The organism is Staphylococcus sp. FSL K6-0223 (genome assembly GCF_038008285.1).
Window position 1 is genome coordinate 140,116 of record NZ_JBBOYX010000002.1, and the last position, 21,950, is coordinate 162,065.

The 21,950-nt window shown below is 32.8% G+C and carries 26 protein-coding genes and 2 other annotated features; of the genes, 24 read left to right on the top strand and 2 right to left on the bottom strand.

What is annotated here, in order from left to right; all coding sequences use genetic code 11:
• The first annotated feature begins 66 nt into the window (after nt 1–66).
• The 5 genes from hemC (at nt 67) to MHI13_RS11705 (ending at nt 5,152) form a co-directional block, all read left to right on the top strand.
• A complete protein-coding gene (hemC, locus tag MHI13_RS11685; RefSeq protein ID WP_002436130.1) occupies nt 67–996 on the top strand; it encodes a hydroxymethylbilane synthase in 930 nt (309 codons plus the stop codon).
• Between the two features lie 34 nt (nt 997–1,030).
• The gene (locus MHI13_RS11690) at nt 1,031–1,711 is read left to right on the top strand and encodes a uroporphyrinogen-III synthase (RefSeq protein ID WP_037578960.1); all 681 of its coding nucleotides are present in this window, start codon (nt 1,031–1,033) and stop codon (nt 1,709–1,711) included.
• Nucleotides 1,701–2,675 carry a porphobilinogen synthase gene (gene hemB, locus MHI13_RS11695; RefSeq protein ID WP_002436132.1) on the top strand — a complete coding sequence of 325 codons (975 nt, stop codon included), beginning with the start codon at nt 1,701–1,703 and terminating at the stop codon, nt 2,673–2,675. The genes MHI13_RS11690 and hemB overlap by 11 nt, the downstream gene beginning before the upstream one ends.
• A gap of 28 nt (nt 2,676–2,703) precedes the next feature.
• A complete protein-coding gene (gene hemL, locus MHI13_RS11700) occupies nt 2,704–3,987 on the top strand; it encodes a glutamate-1-semialdehyde 2,1-aminomutase (protein WP_002435979.1) in 1,284 nt (427 codons plus the stop codon).
• 97 nt (nt 3,988–4,084) lie between these two features.
• On the top strand, nt 4,085–5,152 hold the full coding sequence (locus MHI13_RS11705; RefSeq protein WP_002436093.1) for an AbrB family transcriptional regulator: 1,068 nt from the start codon (nt 4,085–4,087) through the stop codon (nt 5,150–5,152).
• Nucleotides 5,153–5,204: 52 nt separating this feature from the next.
• On the opposite strand, the gene MHI13_RS11710 is transcribed toward MHI13_RS11705, so the two are convergent.
• The gene (locus MHI13_RS11710) at nt 5,205–5,765 is read right to left on the bottom strand and encodes a DNA-3-methyladenine glycosylase I (RefSeq protein ID WP_002436086.1); all 561 of its coding nucleotides are present in this window, start codon (nt 5,763–5,765) and stop codon (nt 5,205–5,207) included.
• Nucleotides 5,766–5,823: 58 nt separating this feature from the next.
• Nucleotides 5,824–6,071: a binding site (T-box leader), on the top strand.
• 40 nt (nt 6,072–6,111) lie between these two features.
• Between MHI13_RS11710 and MHI13_RS11715 the strand changes: the two genes are divergently transcribed.
• The 5 genes from MHI13_RS11715 (at nt 6,112) to MHI13_RS11735 (ending at nt 11,942) form a co-directional block, all read left to right on the top strand.
• Nucleotides 6,112–8,742, top strand: a complete 2,631-nt coding sequence (locus MHI13_RS11715) for a valine--tRNA ligase (RefSeq protein ID WP_002469671.1) — start codon at nt 6,112–6,114, stop codon at nt 8,740–8,742.
• A gap of 10 nt (nt 8,743–8,752) precedes the next feature.
• On the top strand, nt 8,753–10,018 hold the full coding sequence (locus tag MHI13_RS11720) for a bifunctional folylpolyglutamate synthase/dihydrofolate synthase (RefSeq protein WP_030061502.1): 1,266 nt from the start codon (nt 8,753–8,755) through the stop codon (nt 10,016–10,018).
• Between the two features lie 185 nt (nt 10,019–10,203).
• Nucleotides 10,204–10,914: a prepilin peptidase gene (locus tag MHI13_RS11725; protein ID WP_064210128.1), complete on the top strand. Its 711-nt coding sequence runs from the start codon at nt 10,204–10,206 to the stop codon at nt 10,912–10,914.
• A complete protein-coding gene (gene radC / locus MHI13_RS11730; RefSeq protein ID WP_002436072.1) occupies nt 10,911–11,594 on the top strand; it encodes a RadC family protein in 684 nt (227 codons plus the stop codon). Before MHI13_RS11725 ends, radC begins: the two co-directional genes overlap by 4 nt.
• A gap of 66 nt (nt 11,595–11,660) precedes the next feature.
• Nucleotides 11,661–11,942: a hypothetical protein gene (locus MHI13_RS11735; RefSeq protein ID WP_002436080.1), complete on the top strand. Its 282-nt coding sequence runs from the start codon at nt 11,661–11,663 to the stop codon at nt 11,940–11,942.
• Nucleotides 11,943–12,012: 70 nt separating this feature from the next.
• Here MHI13_RS11735 and MHI13_RS11740 read toward each other — a convergent pair whose 3' ends face one another.
• The gene (locus tag MHI13_RS11740) at nt 12,013–12,192 is read right to left on the bottom strand and encodes a hypothetical protein (RefSeq protein WP_064210145.1); all 180 of its coding nucleotides are present in this window, start codon (nt 12,190–12,192) and stop codon (nt 12,013–12,015) included.
• A gap of 165 nt (nt 12,193–12,357) precedes the next feature.
• Between MHI13_RS11740 and MHI13_RS11745 the strand changes: the two genes are divergently transcribed.
• The 14 genes from MHI13_RS11745 to yajC all read left to right on the top strand — a co-directional run bounded on the left by MHI13_RS11745 (nt 12,358) and on the right by yajC (nt 21,759).
• Nucleotides 12,358–12,840: a DUF4930 family protein gene (locus MHI13_RS11745; protein WP_002436062.1), complete on the top strand. Its 483-nt coding sequence runs from the start codon at nt 12,358–12,360 to the stop codon at nt 12,838–12,840.
• An 88-nt stretch (nt 12,841–12,928) separates the two neighbouring features.
• Complete coding sequence (locus tag MHI13_RS11750; RefSeq protein ID WP_002436055.1) at nt 12,929–13,069, top strand: hypothetical protein; 141 nt, start codon at nt 12,929–12,931, stop codon at nt 13,067–13,069.
• Between the two features lie 196 nt (nt 13,070–13,265).
• Nucleotides 13,266–14,108: a rod shape-determining protein MreC gene (gene mreC / locus MHI13_RS11755; protein ID WP_002435999.1), complete on the top strand. Its 843-nt coding sequence runs from the start codon at nt 13,266–13,268 to the stop codon at nt 14,106–14,108.
• Entirely contained in the window at nt 14,108–14,629 is a 522-nt protein-coding gene (mreD, locus tag MHI13_RS11760) for a rod shape-determining protein MreD (RefSeq protein ID WP_023350147.1), read from the top strand. The genes mreC and mreD overlap by 1 nt, the downstream gene beginning before the upstream one ends.
• A gap of 32 nt (nt 14,630–14,661) precedes the next feature.
• Nucleotides 14,662–14,792 (top strand) — a sequence feature (ribosomal protein L21 leader region).
• Between the two features lie 12 nt (nt 14,793–14,804).
• Nucleotides 14,805–15,113 carry a 50S ribosomal protein L21 gene (rplU, locus tag MHI13_RS11765; protein WP_002436008.1) on the top strand — a complete coding sequence of 103 codons (309 nt, stop codon included), beginning with the start codon at nt 14,805–14,807 and terminating at the stop codon, nt 15,111–15,113.
• Between the two features lie 4 nt (nt 15,114–15,117).
• Complete coding sequence (locus MHI13_RS11770; protein ID WP_002436010.1) at nt 15,118–15,438, top strand: ribosomal-processing cysteine protease Prp; 321 nt, start codon at nt 15,118–15,120, stop codon at nt 15,436–15,438.
• Nucleotides 15,439–15,449: 11 nt separating this feature from the next.
• A complete protein-coding gene (gene rpmA, locus MHI13_RS11775; protein WP_001830822.1) occupies nt 15,450–15,734 on the top strand; it encodes a 50S ribosomal protein L27 in 285 nt (94 codons plus the stop codon).
• A 143-nt stretch (nt 15,735–15,877) separates the two neighbouring features.
• Entirely contained in the window at nt 15,878–17,170 is a 1,293-nt protein-coding gene (gene obgE, locus MHI13_RS11780) for a GTPase ObgE (RefSeq protein ID WP_064210127.1), read from the top strand.
• A gap of 11 nt (nt 17,171–17,181) precedes the next feature.
• The gene (locus tag MHI13_RS11785; protein WP_002436060.1) at nt 17,182–17,637 is read left to right on the top strand and encodes an ACT domain-containing protein; all 456 of its coding nucleotides are present in this window, start codon (nt 17,182–17,184) and stop codon (nt 17,635–17,637) included.
• A gap of 13 nt (nt 17,638–17,650) precedes the next feature.
• On the top strand, nt 17,651–18,253 hold the full coding sequence (ruvA, locus tag MHI13_RS11790; RefSeq protein WP_002436096.1) for a Holliday junction branch migration protein RuvA: 603 nt from the start codon (nt 17,651–17,653) through the stop codon (nt 18,251–18,253).
• Nucleotides 18,254–18,286: 33 nt separating this feature from the next.
• Nucleotides 18,287–19,291 carry a Holliday junction branch migration DNA helicase RuvB gene (ruvB, locus tag MHI13_RS11795; RefSeq protein WP_002436053.1) on the top strand — a complete coding sequence of 335 codons (1,005 nt, stop codon included), beginning with the start codon at nt 18,287–18,289 and terminating at the stop codon, nt 19,289–19,291.
• Between the two features lies 1 nt (nt 19,292).
• On the top strand, nt 19,293–20,318 hold the full coding sequence (gene queA / locus MHI13_RS11800) for a tRNA preQ1(34) S-adenosylmethionine ribosyltransferase-isomerase QueA (RefSeq protein WP_002436078.1): 1,026 nt from the start codon (nt 19,293–19,295) through the stop codon (nt 20,316–20,318).
• 22 nt (nt 20,319–20,340) lie between these two features.
• The gene (tgt, locus tag MHI13_RS11805) at nt 20,341–21,480 is read left to right on the top strand and encodes a tRNA guanosine(34) transglycosylase Tgt (protein ID WP_002436105.1); all 1,140 of its coding nucleotides are present in this window, start codon (nt 20,341–20,343) and stop codon (nt 21,478–21,480) included.
• A 15-nt stretch (nt 21,481–21,495) separates the two neighbouring features.
• Nucleotides 21,496–21,759: a preprotein translocase subunit YajC gene (gene yajC / locus MHI13_RS11810; RefSeq protein ID WP_002436110.1), complete on the top strand. Its 264-nt coding sequence runs from the start codon at nt 21,496–21,498 to the stop codon at nt 21,757–21,759.
• Nucleotides 21,760–21,950: the final 191 nt, after the last annotated feature.

Here is a 21,950-nt window from a genome sequence, read left to right on the forward strand (position 1 = left end):
AAAGTTGCTTAATTTTTACTATTTCGAGTATTTAATAGATTTTAGTACCTAGGAGGCATTCAACATATGCGTAAACTCGTTGTTGGATCACGTAGAAGTAAACTAGCTTTGACTCAAAGTCAACAATTTATAGATAAATTAAAAAAAGTCGATCCTGATTTAGACATCGAAATCAAAGAAATTGTTACAAAAGGGGACCAAATTGTAGATAAACAACTATCCAAAGTTGGAGGTAAAGGTCTATTTGTTAAAGAAATTCAAAATGAATTATTTAATAAAGAAATAGATATGGCTATTCATTCTCTGAAAGATGTGCCAAGCATTATTCCCGAAGGTCTTACATTAGGATGTATTCCAGATCGTGAAGTTCCATTCGATGCTTATATTTCGAAAAATCACACCCCACTAAGTGAGTTAACAGAGGGTAGTATAGTCGGTACAAGTTCACTTCGTCGAGGTGCACAGATTTTATCTAAATATCCTCATTTGGAAATTAAATGGATCCGCGGTAATATAGATACGCGTTTAAAAAAATTAGAAACAGAAGATTATGATGCAATTATACTCGCTGCAGCAGGTCTAAAACGTATGGGTTGGTCAGACGACATAGTTACAACTTATTTAGATAAAGATGTCCTTCTACCAGCTATTGGACAAGGAGCACTAGGTATAGAATGTAGAAGCGATGATAAAGAACTGTTAGAGTTGCTTAAAAAAGTGCATAATCAAGATGTCGCACAATGTGTTACTGCTGAACGTACCTTCTTGTCGGAGATGGATGGCAGTTGCCAAGTACCCATCGGTGGATACGCCACTATAGATGGTGATAAGCAAATCGAGTTCACAGGTTTAATTATGACACCAGATGGAAAAGAACGTTATGAACATACTGCCAAAGGTTTAGATCCTGTTGAATTAGGTCAAGAAGTTAGTCGTGTATTGAAAGAACAAGGCGCTTATGAAATTATTAGAAAGTTAAATGAGGAAAATAATTAAAAAGATTACCATGTCTTAAAGGTGGAACTCAATGATGAAACCAGTTATAGTTATGACCCAAACAAGTAAAGTTCAAAGTAATTTAGTCAATATTATTCATAAACCATTGATTCAAATACAAGAACTTTCGTTTAATGAGCATTTGCTTAATCATGACTATGACTGGCTTATTTTTTCTTCTAAAAATGCAGTCAAATACTTTTATGAGTATTTAAAAAGCGTTAAAGTTAATAAGGTAGCAGTTATCGGCGAGAAAACGGCTCAATACTGTGAGGATTTAAATATAAATGTTGATTTTATTCCAAGTGATTTTTCTCAAGAAGGATTTCTTAAAGAGTTTAATTCTATGAATCAGCGAATCTTACTTCCTTCTAGTCAGCTTGCACGACCAAAATTAGCACATCAATTGAATAATAATAATGTTGTGATTAAGATTGATTTATATAAACCTATACCTCACCAACAAAATATTAATGAGGTTAAACAACTTGTAAAAAATAATGAATTAGATGCTATAACTTTCTCAAGCTCATCTGCAGTTCGTTATTATTTTGAAAATGGAGATACTCCAGAGTTTCACCATTACTATGCGATAGGTAAGCAAACAGCTACAGTTCTTAAAAATTATAATCAAAATGTGCAAGTTGCTGATTCACAAACTTCGGAATCAATAATAGCCAAAATTTTAGAAAGTAGGGAGAATAATGAAATTTGATAGACATAGAAGACTACGTTCTTCTCATACAATGCGAGATTTAGTGAGAGAGACACACGTGAGAAAAGAGGATTTAATTTATCCTATTTTCGTAGTCGAACAAGATGACATTAAATCTGAAATTCATTCACTACCTGGTGTATATCAAATTAGTTTAAATCTATTACATGAAGAAATTAAAGATGCTTATGATTTAGGCATTAGAGCAATAATGTTCTTTGGAGTGCCTAATAACAAAGACGATGTAGGTTCAGGTGCATACGATCATAACGGTGTTGTACAAGAAGCAACGCGTATTGCTAAAAAAATGTATGATGACTTGTTAATTGTTGCGGATACTTGTCTATGTGAATATACAGATCACGGCCATTGTGGCGTTATTGATGATCATACTCATGATGTTGACAATGATAAGTCATTACCTTTATTAGTTAAAACTGCTATATCACAAGTAGAAGCAGGCGCAGATATTATCGCTCCAAGTAATATGATGGATGGTTTCGTTGCAGAAATTAGGGAAGGCTTAGATCAATCTGGGTACGAAAATATTCCAATTATGAGTTATGGTATTAAATATGCGTCTAGTTTCTTCGGTCCGTTCCGTGATGCAGCAGATTCAGCTCCATCTTTCGGTGACAGAAAAACTTATCAAATGGATCCAGCAAATCGTTTAGAAGCATTAAGAGAATTAGAAAGCGATCTTAAAGAAGGTTGCGATATGATGATTGTTAAGCCAGCTTTAAGTTACTTAGATATTGTTAGAGACGTAAAAAATAATACTAATGTTCCTGTTGTTGCATACAATGTCAGTGGTGAATATAGCATGACTAAAGCTGCGGCCCTCAATGGTTGGATTGATGAAGAAAAAATTGTGATGGAACAAATGATTTCTATGAAACGTGCTGGTGCGGATTTAATCATCACTTACTTTGCTAAGGATATTTGTCGCTATTTAGATAAGTAATGAATCACTACTAAGGAGGATTTTATTTATGGGTTATGAAAAATCTATAAAAGCTATGGAAACAGCTGAAAACTTAATGCCTGGAGGTGTTAATAGCCCTGTCAGAGCATTTAAATCGGTAGATACACCTGCTATTTTTATGGATCATGCAGACGGTTCTAAAATATATGATATAGATGGCAATGAATACATTGATTATGTACTAAGTTGGGGACCACTAATTTTAGGACATAAAAATAAACGTGTGATAGAAAAGCTTCATGAGGCAGTTGATAACGGTACAAGCTTTGGTGCTTCAACGTTACAAGAAAATAAACTAGCAGAACTCGTGATTGACAGAGTGCCATCAATAGAAAAAGTAAGAATGGTGTCTTCAGGTACTGAAGCTACACTTGATACTCTACGTTTAGCTAGAGGGTATACAGGTCGTAGTAAGATAATTAAGTTTGAAGGTTGCTATCATGGTCATAGTGATTCTTTATTAATTAAAGCTGGTTCTGGCGTAGCTACATTAGGATTACCTGACTCTCCTGGTGTACCAGAGGGAATTGCTAAAAACACAATAACAGTTCCTTATAATGATTTAGAATCATTAAAATTAGCTTTTGAAAAATATGGTGACGATATCGCTGGTGTAATTGTTGAACCAGTAGCAGGTAATATGGGTGTAGTTCCGCCTTTAGAAGGATTCTTACAAGGTTTACGTGACATTACAAATGAATATGGTTCTTTACTTATTTTTGATGAAGTAATGACTGGTTTCCGCGTAGGATATAATTGTGCTCAAGGTTACTTTGGTGTTACTCCAGACTTAACTTGTTTAGGAAAAGTTATTGGTGGCGGATTACCAGTTGGTGCATTTGGTGGTAAAAAAGAAATCATGGATCAAATAGCTCCAGTAGGAAATATTTATCAAGCTGGAACTCTATCAGGAAATCCTTTAGCAATGACGAGTGGGTATGAAACATTAAGTCAGCTAACTCCTGAGTCTTATGAATATTTTAATGAATTAGGGGACATTCTTGAAAAAGGTCTAAAAGATGTGTTCGCTAAACATAATGTACCTATCACTGTAAATAGAGCAGGCTCAATGATAGGATACTTCTTAAATGAGGGTCCTGTTACTAATTTTGATGAAGCAAATAAAAGTGATTTAGAACTATTTAGTAATATGTATAGAGAAATGGCAAAAGAAGGTGTATTCTTACCACCATCTCAATTCGAGGGTACTTTCCTTTCAATGGCTCATACTAAAGAGGATATTGAAAAAACAATTCAAGCATTTGATAACGCACTAGGCCGTATTGTATGATAAATTGAACTAAATAAAAAAGATAAATGACTGGGGTGATAGCTATTATCCCAGTCTAAGTTTTGTTAATGTTCTTTTATGAAAGTAGTGAGATAAGATGAATAATATACAGAGAAATAACTTTATTGTCTTAGCATTAGCTATAATAATAAGTTTAATATTAAAGATTTCTCACATACTGTTGCCTTTCATGTTTGGACCAATTATTGCAGCGGTTATTTGTGTGAAAGCATTTAAATTGGAGATCAAGTGGCCTTTTTGGTTAAGTCAAATCGGTTTAATATTTCTTGGCGTACAAATTGGTTCTACTTTTACGAAAACAGTGATCGGTGATATAAAAAATGATTGGTTAACAATCATCATAGTAACTGTACTTTTATTAGTCTTAGCATTATTAATAGCTTATTTCTTTAAGAAAATAGCTCAAGTTAATTCGGAAACAGCTATTTTAAGTGTAATTCCAGGTGCATTAAGCCAAATGTTAATTATGGCTGAGGAAGATAAGAAAGCTAATATTTTAGTTGTAAGTTTAACTCAAACATCTCGTATAATATTTGTGGTTATATTAGTTCCGTTGATATCATATTTTTTCCAAGATTCCCATAATACCACTGGGGAACATGTAAGCAAAGCTCCAGCATTGACACATGCTCTTGATTTTTGGCAAATAATCATAATATTTTTAGCTGTAGCAATAGTTTATTTCTTGATGGCGAAAATTAACTTTCCTACTAAACAATTGTTAGCTCCTATATTTGTCTTAATTGTTTGGAATATGACTACAAATTTAAATTTCACTTTAGATAATTGGTTACTCGCATCTGCGCAAGTGATTTATATGATACGTATAGGCCTTCAAATTGCTCATCTACTTAATGATTTAAAAGGTCGTATCGCAGTAGCAATAGCTTTTCAGAATATAATGTTAATTATTTCGGCTTTTATAATGGTGGTTATCATTCATCTTTTCACGCATAATTCAATTAATGAATTATTCTTAGGTGCAGCCCCAGGAGGTATGAGTCAAATAGTTTTAGTAGCTATAGCTACTGGTGCTGATGTAGCAATGATTTCAAGTTATCACATCTTTAGAATTTTCTTCATTCTTTTCTTAGTTGCACCTGTGATTAATTACTTTCTAAAATTTAGAGCGAAATCTCGTTAAATAAATAATAAAACGCATTTCCTAAGTTAATAGGAAATGCGTTTATTTCTATCTAAGAATGACTCGGTTTAACAGGGCATCCTTCAAGATGTGAATCGTATATTCCTGCAGCCTCAAGAAATGAAAATACAGTGACAGGACCTAAAAATTTAAAACCATATTTTTTTAAATCTTTAGAAAGTTGTGTAGCTCTATCATCTACTGTTTTACGATCTCTGGGTTTTTTATAACCCATATTAATAGGTTGATGATTAACATATGACCAAAGAAAATCACTAAAACTTTTATAATCTTTTTCAATTTGTAAGTAACCTCGTGCTTGGCTAACAATAGCTTCTAACTTTTTTCTATTATGAACTATATTAGGAAATTCCATTAGGCGATCAATATCTTTATCAGACATTTTGGCAACCTTTTTTGGTTCGAAGTTATAGAATGCTTCTTCATAGGATTCTTTTTTCTTTAAGATAGTAAGCCATGATAAACCGGCATGTTGGGATTCTAAGGCGATTAACTTAAAAAGTTCTTTACTATCATATAAAGGTTGACCCCAAAAATTATCATGATATTCTAAATAAGTTTCATCTTTAGTACCAAAGGCGCACTCATTCATAAATTTTACCTCCAATACATTGACTTATTGATGTATCCATTATACTATAAATAAGTAAATGAATATAATGATAGGGAAGAGTAAATTCTAATCATTTCAAAGAGAGCATATGTTTGGTGTGAATATGTAGATGATTTTAATTGAAGGTAGCCCAAAATGAAACTTTCACTGAACAAATATTCAGTAGGTGAAAGCGTGTGAGAGCGTTAATCTTATACTTAAGTGCTCGAAGAATAAAGTATGTTTATGTTAAAAGGCTTTATTTTTCTTGAATATAGGTGGTACCACGGAACATCCGTCCTATTTTTAGGGTGGATGTTTTTTTATTTTATTAGGAGGTTTTTACATGGAAATGAAACCGAAATACGACCCAAGAGAAGTAGAAGCTGGTCGTTATGAAGAATGGGTAAAAAATGGTTATTTTAAACCATCAGAAGATAAATCGAAAGATACATATACTATTGTTATTCCGCCGCCAAATGTGACGGGAAAATTACATTTAGGACATGCGTGGGACACAACGTTACAAGATATAATTACTCGTATGAAGAGAATGCAAGGATACGATACTTTGTATCTTCCAGGTATGGATCATGCTGGGATAGCTACACAAGCGAAAGTAGAAGCAAAATTAAATGAACAAGGTATTTCAAGACATGAATTAGGTCGAGAAAAATTTCTAGAACAAGCTTGGGATTGGAAAGAGGAATACGCTTCATTTATTAGACAACAATGGGCTAAACTAGGCTTAGGATTGGATTATAGTAGAGAGCGTTTTACTCTTGATGACGGTCTAAGTAAAGCTGTTAGAAAAGTATTTGTTGATTTATATAACAAGGATATAATTTATAGAGGCGAAAGAATTATTAACTGGGATCCTCAAGCTAGAACGGCTTTATCTGACATTGAAGTTATTCATGAAGATGTGCAAGGTGCATTTTATCACTTTAAATATCCTTACGCAGACGGTGAAGGTTATATTGAAATTGCGACTACCCGTCCCGAGACAATGTTAGGTGATACAGCGATTGTTGTTAACCCTAACGATGAACGTTATAAAGATGTTATTGGTAAAAAAGTAATTTTACCAATTGTTGGTAGAGAATTGCCTATCTTAGCTGATGAATATGTTGATATAGAATTTGGTTCAGGTGCAATGAAAGTCACACCTGCGCATGATCCAAACGACTTTGAAATTGGGCAAAGACATGATTTAGAAAATATCATCGTAATGGATGAATACGGTAAAATGAATGAGAGATCTGGTAAATATGAAGGTATGGATCGTTTCGAATGTCGTAAACAACTTGTTCAAGATTTAAAAGATCAAGATTTAGTTATTAAAATCGAAGAGCATACGCATTCTGTAGGTCACTCAGAAAGAACAGGTGCAATCGTCGAACCTTATTTATCAACACAATGGTTTGTTAAAATGAAACCTTTAGCTCAAAGAGCACTAGATAATCAAAAAACAGACGACAGAATTGATTTCTTCCCAGGTCGTTTCGAAAACACATTTAATCGTTGGATGGAAGAAATAAGAGATTGGACTATTTCTCGTCAATTATGGTGGGGACATCAGATTCCTGCTTGGTATCATAAAGAAACTGGTGAAATCTACGTAGGGGAAGAAGCACCAAATGACATTGACAATTGGGAGCAAGATGCTGATGTATTAGATACTTGGTTCTCAAGTGCTTTATGGCCATTTTCTACTTTAGGTTGGCCAGATACTGAATCTGAAGACTTTAAACGTTATTATCCAACGAATGCTTTAGTTACTGGTTATGACATTATTTTCTTCTGGGTAGCAAGAATGATATTCCAAGGATTAGAATTCACAGATAGAAGACCATTTAATGATGTTTTACTACACGGTTTAGTAAGAGCTGAAGATGGACGTAAAATGAGTAAGTCATTAGGTAATGGTGTAGACCCTATGGATGTAATTGATGAATATGGTGCAGATAGCTTGAGATACTTCTTAGCTACTGGTTCATCACCAGGTCATGACTTACGCTATTCGACTGAAAAAGTTGAATCTGTATGGAATTTTATAAACAAAATTTGGAACGCTGCGCGCTTTAGTTTAATGAATATTGGTGAAGAGTTTAAAGTAGAAGATATCGATTTATCTGGAAACTTATCGCTGGCTGATAAATGGATTTTAACTCGCCTAAATGAAACAATTAAAACCGTAACAGATTTAAGTGACAAATATGAGTTTGGTGAAGTAGGGCGTGCGCTTTATAACTTTATTTGGGACGAATTCTGTGATTGGTATATTGAAATGAGTAAGATACCAATGAATGGTGATGATGAAGCTCAGAAACAAACTACACGTTCAGTGTTAAGTTATGTTCTTGATAAAATTATGAAGATGTTACATCCATTTATGCCTTTTGTTACAGAAACAATCTGGCAAAGTTTACCTCATGAAGGTGAAACTATAGTTAACGCAGATTGGCCAACTGTTAACTCTGAATATATGTTTGACGAAAGTAAGCAAACAATGCAGCAACTTGTTGAAATCATTAAATCTGTTCGTCAATCAAGAGTTGAAGTGAATACGCCACTTTCTAAATCAATACCAATTTTAATTCAAACTAAAGATGATAACGTTAAGCAAACATTGAAAGATAATGCGAGTTATTTACACAAATTCTGTAACCCAAGCGAACTCACTATTGATACAGAAGTTGAAATTCCTGAAAAAGCTATGACATCAGTAGTTGTAGCGGGTAAAGTTGTGTTACCGCTTGAAGGACTTATTGATATGGATAAAGAAATCGCTCGCTTAGAAAAAGAACTAGATAAACTTCAAAGTGAATTAGATAGAGTAGACAAAAAATTATCAAACGAAAACTTTGTAAATAAAGCACCTGAGAAAATAATTAATGAAGAAAAAGAAAAACAACAACATTATCAAGAGAAGTATAATGGTGTTAAATCACGAATTGAACAATTAAAAGCATAGGAGTATGATCATGAATTACCTAGACAGCTTGTATTGGATACATGAAAGATCGAAATTTGGTATTAAACCAGGTGTCAAACGTATGGAATGGATGTTAGAACAATTTAATAATCCTCAAGATAAAATTAGAGGTATACATGTTGGCGGCACCAATGGTAAAGGGTCTACGGTAGCATATCTAAGAACTGCTTTGGTTGAAAATGGTTATGATGTCGGAACCTTTACATCTCCGTTTATAGAAAGTTTTAATGAACGCATTAGTTTAAATGGCACACCAATTACTAATGATGAAATTGTAGATTTAGTTGAGCGTGTTAAGCCAGTTAGTGAAGCTTTAGAAAATGAAACAGAACTTGGTGGAGCAACAGAGTTCGAAATTATTACTACTATGATGTTCCTTTACTTCGGTGAAATCCATCCAGTTGATTTCGTTATCATAGAAGCTGGTTTAGGAATTAAACACGATTCAACAAATGTATTTAAACCAATTTTATCAATTTTAACTAGTATTGGATTGGATCATACTGATATTCTTGGGTCAACTTATCTAGATATAGCAAAAGATAAATCAGCAATAATTAAACCATATACACCAGTTATCTATGCTGTGAAAAACGATGAAGCTCTTAAGTATGTGAGAGACTATGCTTTAGAACAAAACGCTAAACCAATTGAGTTAGATAGAGAAGTAACAATCATTTCACAAGATGATGAGTTTACTTACCGATATAAAGATTATGAACTAGAAACTATTATTTTAAATATGATGGGTGAACATCAGAAAGAAAATGCTTCCTTAGCAATTACGGCGCTTATTGAACTTAATGAAGCGGATATTATTGATTTAGATTTTAATAAGATGATTGATGGTATTGAATCTGTAAATTGGACTGGACGTATTGAACAAGTGAAAGAACAGCCGCTTATGGTTATCGATGGTGCACATAATAATGAAAGTGTAGAAGCTTTAATCGATACTATTAAACATTACTATGGTAGAGATAAAATTGATGTACTCTTCTCAGCAATTAAAGGCAAACCAATTAATTCGATGATTCATAATTTAAGTGAAATTGCCTCGCAGTTTTATTTAGCGGATTTCGATTTTCCTAAAGCTTTAACTAAAGAAGAAATTGCTGATGAAACTAATTTAGATAATGTAGAACTTGTAGAAGATTATGTACAGTTTATTGAAAATTACACTGGTGAAGGTTTAATCATCACGGGTAGTTTGTATTTTATAAGCGAAATAAAAGCAAAAATTAAATTTAACTAAATTAAGAAAGAGTAAAATGAGTAGTTATACTAACTTGTTTTACTCTTTTTTTATATGAAAGCCATTAAAATATGGAAATTAAACATAGCCAATAAATAAGTACTCCAATGATAAAATTTCTCTAATTATGCAACTATTTACATTCAAAAGAAATTACTTATAATTATTTTAAAGGAGGATGATAAATGGCTTTACTGGCTTATTCATGTAGTGTGATATTTAGTTTTTTATACCAATTTAGTCACAAGGGTACATTAAAATTTAATTATTTCTTTTCAAGATCCGTTTGTGATCATTGTAATCAAAATGTTAAGCCTTATGACTTATTACCGATTATGAGCTACATATTACTAAAAGGGCGCGCTCGCTGTTGTCACAAGAAATTACAAATATATTATTTGATAGGGGAAGTTTTAGCGCTTATACCAATATTTTTGTATTACTTTTCACATGGTAATATCAATTTTTCTCATTTCTTATTAACTTTTCTTTTTTTACTCAGTTTCTCTATATACGATATTAACAATCTATCGATCGACATAAGATTGTCCTCAATCTATGTTATAGTAGCCTTCTTTTGTTCACATTTATATCTTCATACTTTTATAATTACTTTTTTACTTTCCCAATTGCTATATCTAATTCTACGCAAATATATAGGTTACGGAGATATCGTAATTTTTAACATGCTGTCTTTATTCTTACCTTTAAATTTTCTTATTTATTTATGTATGTTTACTTTTATTTTTGGCGGTTTTATATCCATTTTTATAAAACTTTTGATTAATAAAGATTTAAAATATATTCCATTAATTCCTTTTGTCTTCCTCTCTTTCATTTTCACTTCGCTTTTCTATAATGATTTAAATATTGTATTAGGAGGAACATATTATTGAAAATAAATGAAATGGCAATTTCCGAGAAACCTAGAGAGCGTCTTATGAATTACGGTGCAAAAAGCTTATCAAATGTGGAATTGCTGGCAATACTTATTAATACTGGTAGAAAAGGCTTCTCTAGCATAGATATTGCTAATGAACTTATAAAAAGTCATCATTCTATTAGAGATTTAAAAAAATTATCTATCAATGATTTATTAAAAGTAAAAGGGATTGGATTGTATAAAGCAATTATATTGCAAGCAGCTTTTGAGTTAGGAGAAAGGCTAAATGCATCAAGCACGATAGATAAAGTTAAAATTACTCATCCGAGTGACGTGGCTGATTTGATGATGTCTTCTATGAAAGATTTAGATCAGGAACATTTTTTAGTATTATTACTTAATTCAAAAAATATCGTTATAAAACAATCTTGGATCTTTAAAGGAACACTAAATAGTTCAATTATTCATCCACGTGAGGTATTTAATATTGCAATTAGAGAATCCTCTAATGCTATCATTATTGTGCACAACCATCCTTCAGGTGATGTAACACCTTCTAGAGAAGACATTACTACGACTTTACGTTTAAAAGAGTGTGGTGCTATTTTAGGAATTGATGTACTTGATCACATCATCATTGGAGATAATCAATTTACAAGTTTGGTTGAAGCAGGCTATTTTGAGGAGCATTGAAATCAATTAGTTTATATCAGTCACATAGTGTATAATTTTTTTATTAAAAATAAGGAGATATTTTATATGAGTTTATTTCTAATTTTAGGTATGATCATGCCAGTGGTTTACGTAATAAGACTTAATATCCAAGATAATATAATGACTATTAGACGTGGTTTCATAACGATTATTTTATCGATTATAGGTATAGTTACAGCATCTTTGTTAGGTAGTATAGTAACAAAGCAATTGAATGAATTAATTTTTATAATCATTGGAGCTATAATAACAGGTGTATTGTGGGGATTACTTCTAGTGGGGAGTTATATATTAATAAATTGGTTATCTAAATTAATTAAAAAATAATAAAAAGTTAGCTAAAAAACATTGAAGAGGTTTTGAAAATTTCACTCACAATGTATAGCTAACTCTTAAATTAATTAACATAAGATATCAAGTTTTGATAGTTATCTAATAGCCAAATTACTCCTTGATACGCCAAATAAATACATAGTAAAACAATCCCTACAGATATTAAGAAACGTAGTATAGATAGACCAACTCTAAAGAGAAGTACGACTAATAATACTATCAAAATAATAGTTAAGATACTTATCAAACGCTGTCCCTCCTCATCACGTATGCATGTTATATTGCTTATTATAATTCATTTAATGAATGTTAGCATCCGTCTACAGATATAATATTTCTACACCTATAGTCTGATGTAAACTAAAAACATTTAACATATACTTAATTAAATATGATAAGGAGGGCGAATATGAGATTTATATTTAGTATAGTTAAGAATATTATTGCTGTGCTAGCTATTATTGCTATTATTTATATAGCATTGAAGTATGCCCCTTTCCTTAGAGATCAAGAATGGAATCCTTTACATGAAAGTACTAATTATATTCAACAAAATATGCATGATACTCCGGCAAATAACAGACTACCTGCTCAGCCACAAAACGGCAAAAGTTATTCATTAAAAGAAAACGACATCATCAATAATGTCCCTTCTAGTCAAATTAAAAATGTATTTAATATGATTGATAAGAAAGAATTTATGTCAGTATCTGGTATAGGTAGAATGGGCTATAATAATAAATACTTAGCAGGCCAAAGAGGGGACGAATTTATAATATATAAATTTGGTTCAGATTCTATAAGAGTATATAACACAGAGTTTGAAATGCAACAGGATCTAAATAAATTAGGACAACATATAGAGTTAAAACCATCAGAAGCTTTTAAGTAAAAACTGTAAACTATGAATTTGAAATGTATTTTTAAATAAGTTAACCTTTATATATAGATAAATACATTAAAGGTTGGTGTGATTTCTAATGGCTGAACAATCAAAAGAAAAACAAGCTAACGAACAAGCAAAAGCACAAAATCTTTTTGCTCGTTGGAGAAAAGAAGAAACACTATATAGCGAAGACGAAAAGAAAGATAAAAATGATAGCGAAGATGAAACTAAATAAATTTAAAGTCATATTTTATTAAACTACTAACGATAAGGTTAGTAGTTTTTTTATGTATTTAGGCATAATGTTTTTAAAAAGTTTAACATTACTTATTATAAATTTTACCTTTTAGATTAGTTAGTGCTTTATTTCATGTAGTGAGTAATATAAAATATAAAAGGATAATAAATTTAGTCTTATAGAGGTGTTCTGGGTGCTTAATTTTTTCAAAAATAACAAGCTCATTGTTGTTTTATGTGCAATTATCGTTTTTATAGCGTTAATTGGTTTATCCATTCGTTCCCAAAACCAATCACCTCCAGAACAATATGTAGGAGACTCAGTTTCTTTAGGACAAAGAGTTGTGAGTTATCCCATTCATTTTGTAACTGGAGCTATTGGAAATATTTTCAATAATGGTGGATCGAAAGAAGATAAAAATAAAATTAAACAACTTGAGGCAAAGAATCAAAAGTTAGAAACTGAAAATAAAAAGTTTAAAAAAGAATTAGACGTTAAAGATTTATCAAAATATGAGCCTATTTCAACAACAGTGATTGCTAGAAACCCAGATCAGTGGATGAATACAATTGTGATAGACAAGGGTTCTAAATCTGGCATTAAAAATAATATGGCGGTTATGACTTCTGAAGGTTTAGTTGGTAGAGTCACAAAGGTAAATCAATTTTCTGCTCAAGTCGATCTGATTTCCACTCATACGAGAGCAGGTAAACTTTCAGTTAACGTACAACACGGTTCTAAAAATGTTTTTGGTTTGATTGATCATTATGATGCTAAAAACGAAGAATTAGTGATTAGTGATATTAACAACAAAGATAGTGTGAAAAAAGGGGATAAGGTAGTAACCAGTGGCTTAGCTGACCAATTACCAAGTGATCTTTACATAGGTGAAGTTACAGATGTTGAAAATGATCAATACGGACTTGCCAAAGAGGTAAGAGTTAAGACTGGTGCTGATTTAGCTGACTTAAATCATGTATATGTTGCAAAACGTGATGTGAGCACGATTACCGATGATGAAAGCAGGGATAACTAATGCGAACGCTTTATTATTTACTAATTGGAGTACTTTTATTTTATATAGATACGGCTATAGGATTAGTTATTCCATTGCATTTCGGTAAAATCGACATTATCTTTGTTCCTCATTTAACTTTAATGTACATATTGATAATGACTGTATATAGAGGTTTTGGTGTATCAATTGTTCTTGCTATCTTTTTCGGGATAGTTACAGATTTATATTTTGGAAGTATATACGGTTTATATATGTTTGGTTACATTATATTAGTTGTGATTGTAGATAAATTCTTTAAAGTGTTTTATCGAGACCATACAATGCTATTTAGCATCGTGTTGTTAAGTACAGTGATACTTGAGATTTATGTAGCAGCCATATATGCAGTAATTGGATTTATTCAATTTGATTTTATTGATTTTATTTTATTCAGATTAATCCCAACGTTTATAATTAATTTTATCTTATTATTAATTTTATATCCTATCATCATAAAATTTACGCGAAAAATGCAAAACGCAATTGACAGTAAAGCTTAGTGATGGTAAGATGCAGTAGTTGAGTAGTTTCAGGCTACATACAACCGCTCAAATACAGGTTTAAGTACGAAGGCAAATATATTATTTTGTTTGTCTATTCAAGCTAGCTTCATTGTATAGCTCATGAAGGTGTCACCTGTATATGGCGTGACTTATTATATAGGAGGTGCAAAGTATGTTTGCTATTATTGAAACAGGTGGAAAACAAATCAAAGTAGAAGAAGGTCAAGAAATCTTCGTTGAAAAATTAGACGTAAATGAAGGTGACTCATTCACTTTTGATAAAGTATTATTTGTAGGTGGAGATTCAGTCAAAGTTGGTGCGCCAACTGTTGAAGGTGCGTCAGTTACTGCTACTGTTAACAAACAAGGACGTGGCAAAAAAATCACTGTATTCACTTACAGACGTCGTAAAGACTCAAAACGTAAAAAAGGCCATCGTCAACCATTTACTAAATTAACTATCGATAAAATTAACGCATAATTTTATGATTACTGTTGATATTACAGTTGATGATGAAGGCAAAGTCACAGATGTGATCATGGATGGTCATGCGAATCATGGTGAATATGGTCATGACATTGTCTGTGCTGGTGCCTCAGCAGTTTTATTTGGTAGTGTGAACGCAATTATGGGATTGACATCAGAAAAGCCTGACATCGATTACGATGATGATGGTGGTCATTTTCATATAAGAAGTGTTGATACTAATAACAAAGAAGCGCAATTAATTCTTCAAGCGATGTTAGTTTCTTTACAAACAATTGAAGAAGAATATAATGAGAATATCAGATTAAATTATAAGTGAGGTGTATCCCGATGTTAAAATTAAACTTACAATTCTTCGCATCTAAAAAAGGGGTAAGTTCTACTAAAAACGGACGTGACTCTGAATCCAAACGTTTAGGTGCTAAACGTGCTGACGGTCAATATGTATCAGGTGGTTCAATTCTTTATCGCCAACGTGGTACTAAAATCTACCCTGGTGAAAATGTAGGTCGTGGTGGCGATGATACATTATTCGCTAAAATCGACGGCGTTGTTAAATTTGAACGCAAAGGTCGCGACAAAAAACAAGTTTCTGTATACGCAGTTGCTGAATAATTTTGTCTAGTTAACACCAGAAGTGAATGCTTCTGGTGTTTTATTTTTGTTTAAATTGATATACACATTAAAAATTTTTCTATAAATAGGGATAATGATATAATTATAAGGATGAAAAATCCAGAGTAAAAGAGGTGAGATGTATGTTTGTCGATCAAGTCAAAATATCTCTCAAAGCAGGTGATGGAGGCAATGGAATCACTGCTTATCGAAGAGAAAAATATGTACCTTTTGGTGGACCAGCTGGAGGTGACGGTGGTAAAGGTGCCTCAGTTGTATTTGAAGTAGATGAAGGTTTAAGAACACTTTTAGACTTTAGATATCAAAGACACTTTAAAGCTAAAAAAGGTGAAAATGGGCAAAGTAGCAATATGCATGGTAAAAATGCTGAAGATTTAGTATTAAAAGTACCCCCAGGTACAATTATTAAAAGTGTAGAAACTGAAGAGGTTTTAGCTGACTTAGTTGAAGACGGTCAAAGAGCTATCGTTGCACGAGGGGGCCGTGGTGGTCGTGGTAACTCACGTTTTGCTACTCCACGTAATCCAGCACCTGATTTCAGCGAAAATGGTGAGCCCGGTGAGGAACTAGATGTAACCTTAGAACTTAAATTATTAGCGGATGTCGGTTTAGTTGGTTTCCCTAGTGTTGGTAAATCTACGTTATTATCTATTGTTTCAAAAGCAAAACCTAAAATCGGAGCTTATCATTTTACTACGATTAAGCCAAACTTAGGTGTAGTTTCTACGCCAGACAGTAGAAGTTTTGTTATGGCTGATTTACCTGGTCTTATAGAAGGTGCTTCAGATGGCGTTGGTCTAGGTCAACAATTTTTAAGACATGTAGAACGAACTAAAGTGATTGTTCACATGATAGATATGAGTGGTTCTGAAGGAAGAGATCCTATTGAAGACTATAAAATCATCAATCAAGAACTTGTTAATTATAAGCAACGACTTGAAGATCGCCCACAGATTGTAGTGGCTAATAAAATGGACATTCCTGACGCTAAAGATAATTTAGAACTTTTTAAAGAAGAAGTTGGCGAAGATATTACAATTGTTCCGGTATCAACTATCACACGAGATAACATAGATCAATTGTTGTATCTCATTGCTGATAAACTAGAAGAAGTTAAAGATGTTGACTTCTCAGTTGAAGAAGATGAAAATATAGGCGTCAATCGTGTTTTATATAAACACACGCCTTCCCAAGATGCATTTACAATTACTAGAGACGACGATGGTGCTTATGTAGTAAGTGGTAATGCAATTGAAAGAATGTTCAAAATGACTGATTTCAATAGTGATCCTGCCGTACGTCGATTTGCAAGACAAATGCGTTCAATGGGTATTGATGATGCATTAAGAGAAAGAGGATGTAGCAATGGAGATATCGTTAGAATTCTAGGTGGGGAATTTGAATTTGTCGAATAGGAGTGTAGACTATGGACAATAAAGACTATAGAAAGTTTTATTTAATTAGAGAAGATGTATTACCAGAATCTGTTGTTAAAACTTTGAAAGTTAAAGATGCTTTAAAAAACAATCCTGAATTGTCCATTTATGATGCAGTTAAACAGTTCAACTTATCCCGTAGTGCCTTTTATAAATATAGGGAAACTATATTTCCTGTAGATGAAAAGATGCTAGATCATAGGGAGTTTACACTCATTTTATATGTTAATGATATAGTAGGAATGTTAGCACAAGTACTAAATACAATTTCAAGACTTCAATTATCTGTATTAACGATACACCAAAGTGTACCTATGGAAGATAAAGCTACGATTACTTTATCACTTAACGCTCAATCATCCTATCTCTCAATAGATGATGTAGTCAATACACTTAGAGAAATAGAACATGTTTCAAAAGTTGAGTTAATTAGTATGAGTATGTAAAGGGAGTGCCAACATGTATGCTTATGTAAAAGGAACATTAACGCAATTATTTCCAACTCATGTAGTGGTTGAAACTTCAGGAATAGGTTATGAAATTCAAACACCTAATTCTTATCGTTTTCAAAAATATTTAAATCAAGATGTACAAATTTTCACTTCTTTGATTGTTAGAGAAGATGCACAATTGTTGTATGGATTCATTAGTGAAGAAGAGAAAGATATGTTTCATAGTTTAATTAAAGTTACGGGAATTGGTCCCAAGTCAGCTTTAGCTATTTTAGCAGCTAGTTCTCCAAATGAAGTGAAAAGGGCAATTGAAAATGAAAATGATGCTTATCTAACTCAGTTCCCTGGCATTGGTAAAAAAACGGCCAGACAAATCGTATTAGATTTAAAAGGTAAAGTCACCATTACTGAGGAAGATTCAGAATCATTGCTTCAAGTCGATGTTAATAATAATGAACAAAGTCAAGTTGTTAAAGAAGCTATGTTAGCATTAGAAGCATTAGGATACTCAAAACGTGAACTTTCTAAGGTTGAAAAAGTGTTAAACAAGCAAAGTGTATCTAGTGTAGACGAAGCTGTAAAATTAGGCTTACAAACGTTAGTTTCTTAATAAATAGAGTATGTATCTTATGGAGGCACGAATATGGATAAAAGAATGGTCGATCAACAATTTCATAATGAAGATTCAGATTTCGAATTATCATTGAGACCAACTAAACTCAAACAATATATTGGTCAAACCTCTATTAAAAGTAATTTAGAAGTGTTCATTAAAGCTGCTAAATTAAGAGAAGAACCACTCGATCATGTGCTTTTATTCGGGCCACCAGGATTAGGTAAAACAACACTTTCAAATATTATAGCTAATGAAATGGAAGTTAATATACGTACAATCTCAGGTCCTTCATTAGAAAGACCTGGAGATTTAGCTGCAATTCTATCAGGACTACAGCCAGGTGATGTGCTTTTCATAGATGAAATTCATAGATTAAGTAGTGTCGTTGAAGAGGTACTCTATCCAGCAATGGAGGATTTCTTTTTAGATATTATTATTGGTAAAGGTGACGAGGCACGTAGTATTAGAATAGATTTACCACCATTTACACTAGTCGGTGCTACAACCAGAGCAGGTAGTTTAACAGGACCGTTAAGAGATAGATTTGGGGTGCACTTGAGACTTGAGTATTATAACGAAAATGATCTCAAAGAAATAATTACTCGAACTGCAGATGTACTTGGTACTGGTATTGATGAAGAGAGTGCTTTAGAATTAGCTCGACGTTCTCGTGGTACACCAAGAGTAGCAAATCGTTTATTGAAACGTGTTAGAGACTTTCAGCAAGTCAATGAAGATGATCAAATTTATATTGAAACAACAAAAAGAGCATTACAATTACTTCAAGTTGATAAAGAAGGTTTAGATTATATAGATCATAAAATGATGAACTGTATTATCAATCAATATAATGGTGGCCCTGTTGGTTTAGATACAATTGCTGTATCTATAGGTGAAGAGCGCATTACTATTGAAGATGTTTATGAACCATTTTTAATACAAAAAGGCTTTTTAGAGCGAACACCACGTGGACGAAAAGCGACGCCTTTCGCTTACGAGCATTTTAATAATACGAATGAAAAGAGGGAGTAAGTTGAATATTGAAGAATTTGACTATCATTTGCCAGAATCTTTAATAGCTCAAACACCTTTAAAAAATAGAGACCAAAGTCGTTTGCTTGTGCTTCAAAGAGAGACTGGTAAAATGACTCACCTCCATTTTAAAGATGTCATTGATTATTTAAATCCTGGAGATACACTGGTTTTAAATGATACGCGAGTGATGCCCGCAAGACTATTTGGCTTAAAAGAGGAAACTGGCGCTAAAGTAGAAATGCTTATGCTTACTCAAATTGAGGGAAACGATTGGGAAGTATTGCTAAAACCTGCTAAAAGAATCAAGGTGGGTAATCGCTTATCATTTGGCGACGGAAAAATTGTTGCTGAATGTATTAAAGAATTAGAACAAGGTGGACGTATTATGCGTCTACACTATGATGGTATTTTACAAGAACGCCTTGATGAGCTTGGTGAGATGCCTTTACCTCCATACATTAAAGAACGTCTTGATGATCCAGATAGGTATCAAACTGTATACGCTAAAGAAAGTGGTTCTGCTGCAGCTCCAACTGCAGGGTTACATTTTACGGATGATTTATTAAATCAAATTAAGCAAAAAGGGGTCAATATCGCTTTTATAACATTGCATGTAGGGTTAGGCACGTTCAGACCAGTTAGCGTTGATAACATTGATGATCACGAAATGCATAGCGAATATTATCAAATGACTCAAGAAACTGCTGATTTACTTAATCAAACAAAGGCCAAAGGTAAAAGAATAATTTCGGTGGGAACAACATCTACACGTACTTTAGAAACTATTAGAAGAGACCACGAGCAATTTGTTGAAAAAAGTGGCTGGACGGATATATTTATTTATCCTGGATTTGAATATAAAGCGATTGATGGATTAATTACTAATTTTCATCTACCTAAATCTACATTAGTAATGCTAGTTTCAGCATTTAGTACTAGAGAAAATATTTTAAATGCATATCATAAAGCGGTAGAAATGGAGTACAGATTCTTCAGTTTTGGAGATGCAATGTTAATTATTTAAAGAAGAATGTGAGGTTTAAAGTATGCCTGCGGTAACATATGAGCATATTAAAACATGTAAACAATCAGGGGCAAGATTAGGTATTGTACATACACCACATGGTTCATTTGAGACACCGATGTTTATGCCTGTGGGAACAAAAGCTACAGTTAAAACGATGAGCCCTGAAGAACTTAAAGATATTGAAGCAAAAATCATTTTGGGCAACACATATCATTTGTGGCTACAACCTGGAAATGATATCATCAAGCATGCTGGGGGCCTACATCAATTCATGAATTGGGATGGTCCGATTTTAACAGACTCTGGTGGATTTCAAGTTTTCAGTTTGAGTAATTTGCGTAAAATAACTGAAGAGGGCGTTGAATTTAGACATCATACTAACGGTTCTAAACTTTTCCTTAGCCCTGAAAAGTCTATGCAAATACAAAATGATTTAGGTTCAGATATCATGATGGCGTTTGATGAATGTCCGCCCATGCCATCTGAATACGATTATGTTAAAAACTCAATTGAAAGAACCACACGCTGGGCAGAAAGATGTTTAAAAGCGCATCAACGTCCCGAAGATCAAGCATTGTTCGGTATTATTCAAGGTGGAGAATACAAAGATTTACGTGAGCAAAGTGCGAAAGAGCTTGTTGACCTTGATTTTCCTGGTTATGCTATCGGAGGTCTGTCTGTGGGAGAACCGAAGCCAGTTATGTATGACATGGTTGAACATACCGAACAATTTATGCCGAAAGATAAACCTAGATATCTTATGGGGGTAGGCTCACCTGATGCATTAATAGAGTGTAGCATCAGAGGCATGGATATGTTTGATTGCGTGCTTCCTACTAGAATCGCTCGAAATGGTACATGTATGACTTCAAAAGGTCGTGTAGTTATCAAAAATGCAAAATATGCAGATGACCTTGGACCATTAGATGATAATTGTGACTGTTATACTTGTCGTAATTATTCAAGAGCATATATTAGACATTTAATCAAAGCGGAAGAAACTTTTGGTATCCGTCTTACTACTATTCATAATTTACATTTTCTGCTAAAATTAATGGAAGATATAAGACAAGCCATTCGAGAAGACCGTCTTTTAGACTTTAAAGATGCGTTCTTTGAACAGTATGGATTAAATGTAGAGAACCCTAAGAACTTTTAAAAGGAGAATTTAACAATGGGCCAATTCACATCATTGATTTTACCAATTTTATTATTGGTATTAATGTGGTTCTTTTTAATCAGACCACAACAAAAACGTGCTAAAGAGCATCGTGAAATGATTAGCCGTGTAGAATCAGGACAAAAGGTTACTACAATAGGCGGTATTAAAGGTACTGTTAAATCTGTTGATGAAACGACAGTTGTCATTACAGTAAATGGTCATGGTACGGAAATGACTTTCGAGAAACCAGCCATCAAACAAGTTGACCCTTCATAATATGAGGTCAGTTTTAATTAAAAGTGGGACTCTTTAAAAGGAGTTCCACTTTTTTTATATACAAATCATTATGTTAAATTTGTTTAATAGTTATAAATTAAGCCAATAATTTCACTATTGAGTGTAGTATGTTAATATAGATAGGTCGTTAAAGTGAACGTAATATCATTTTAACTTGCATGATAAAATAA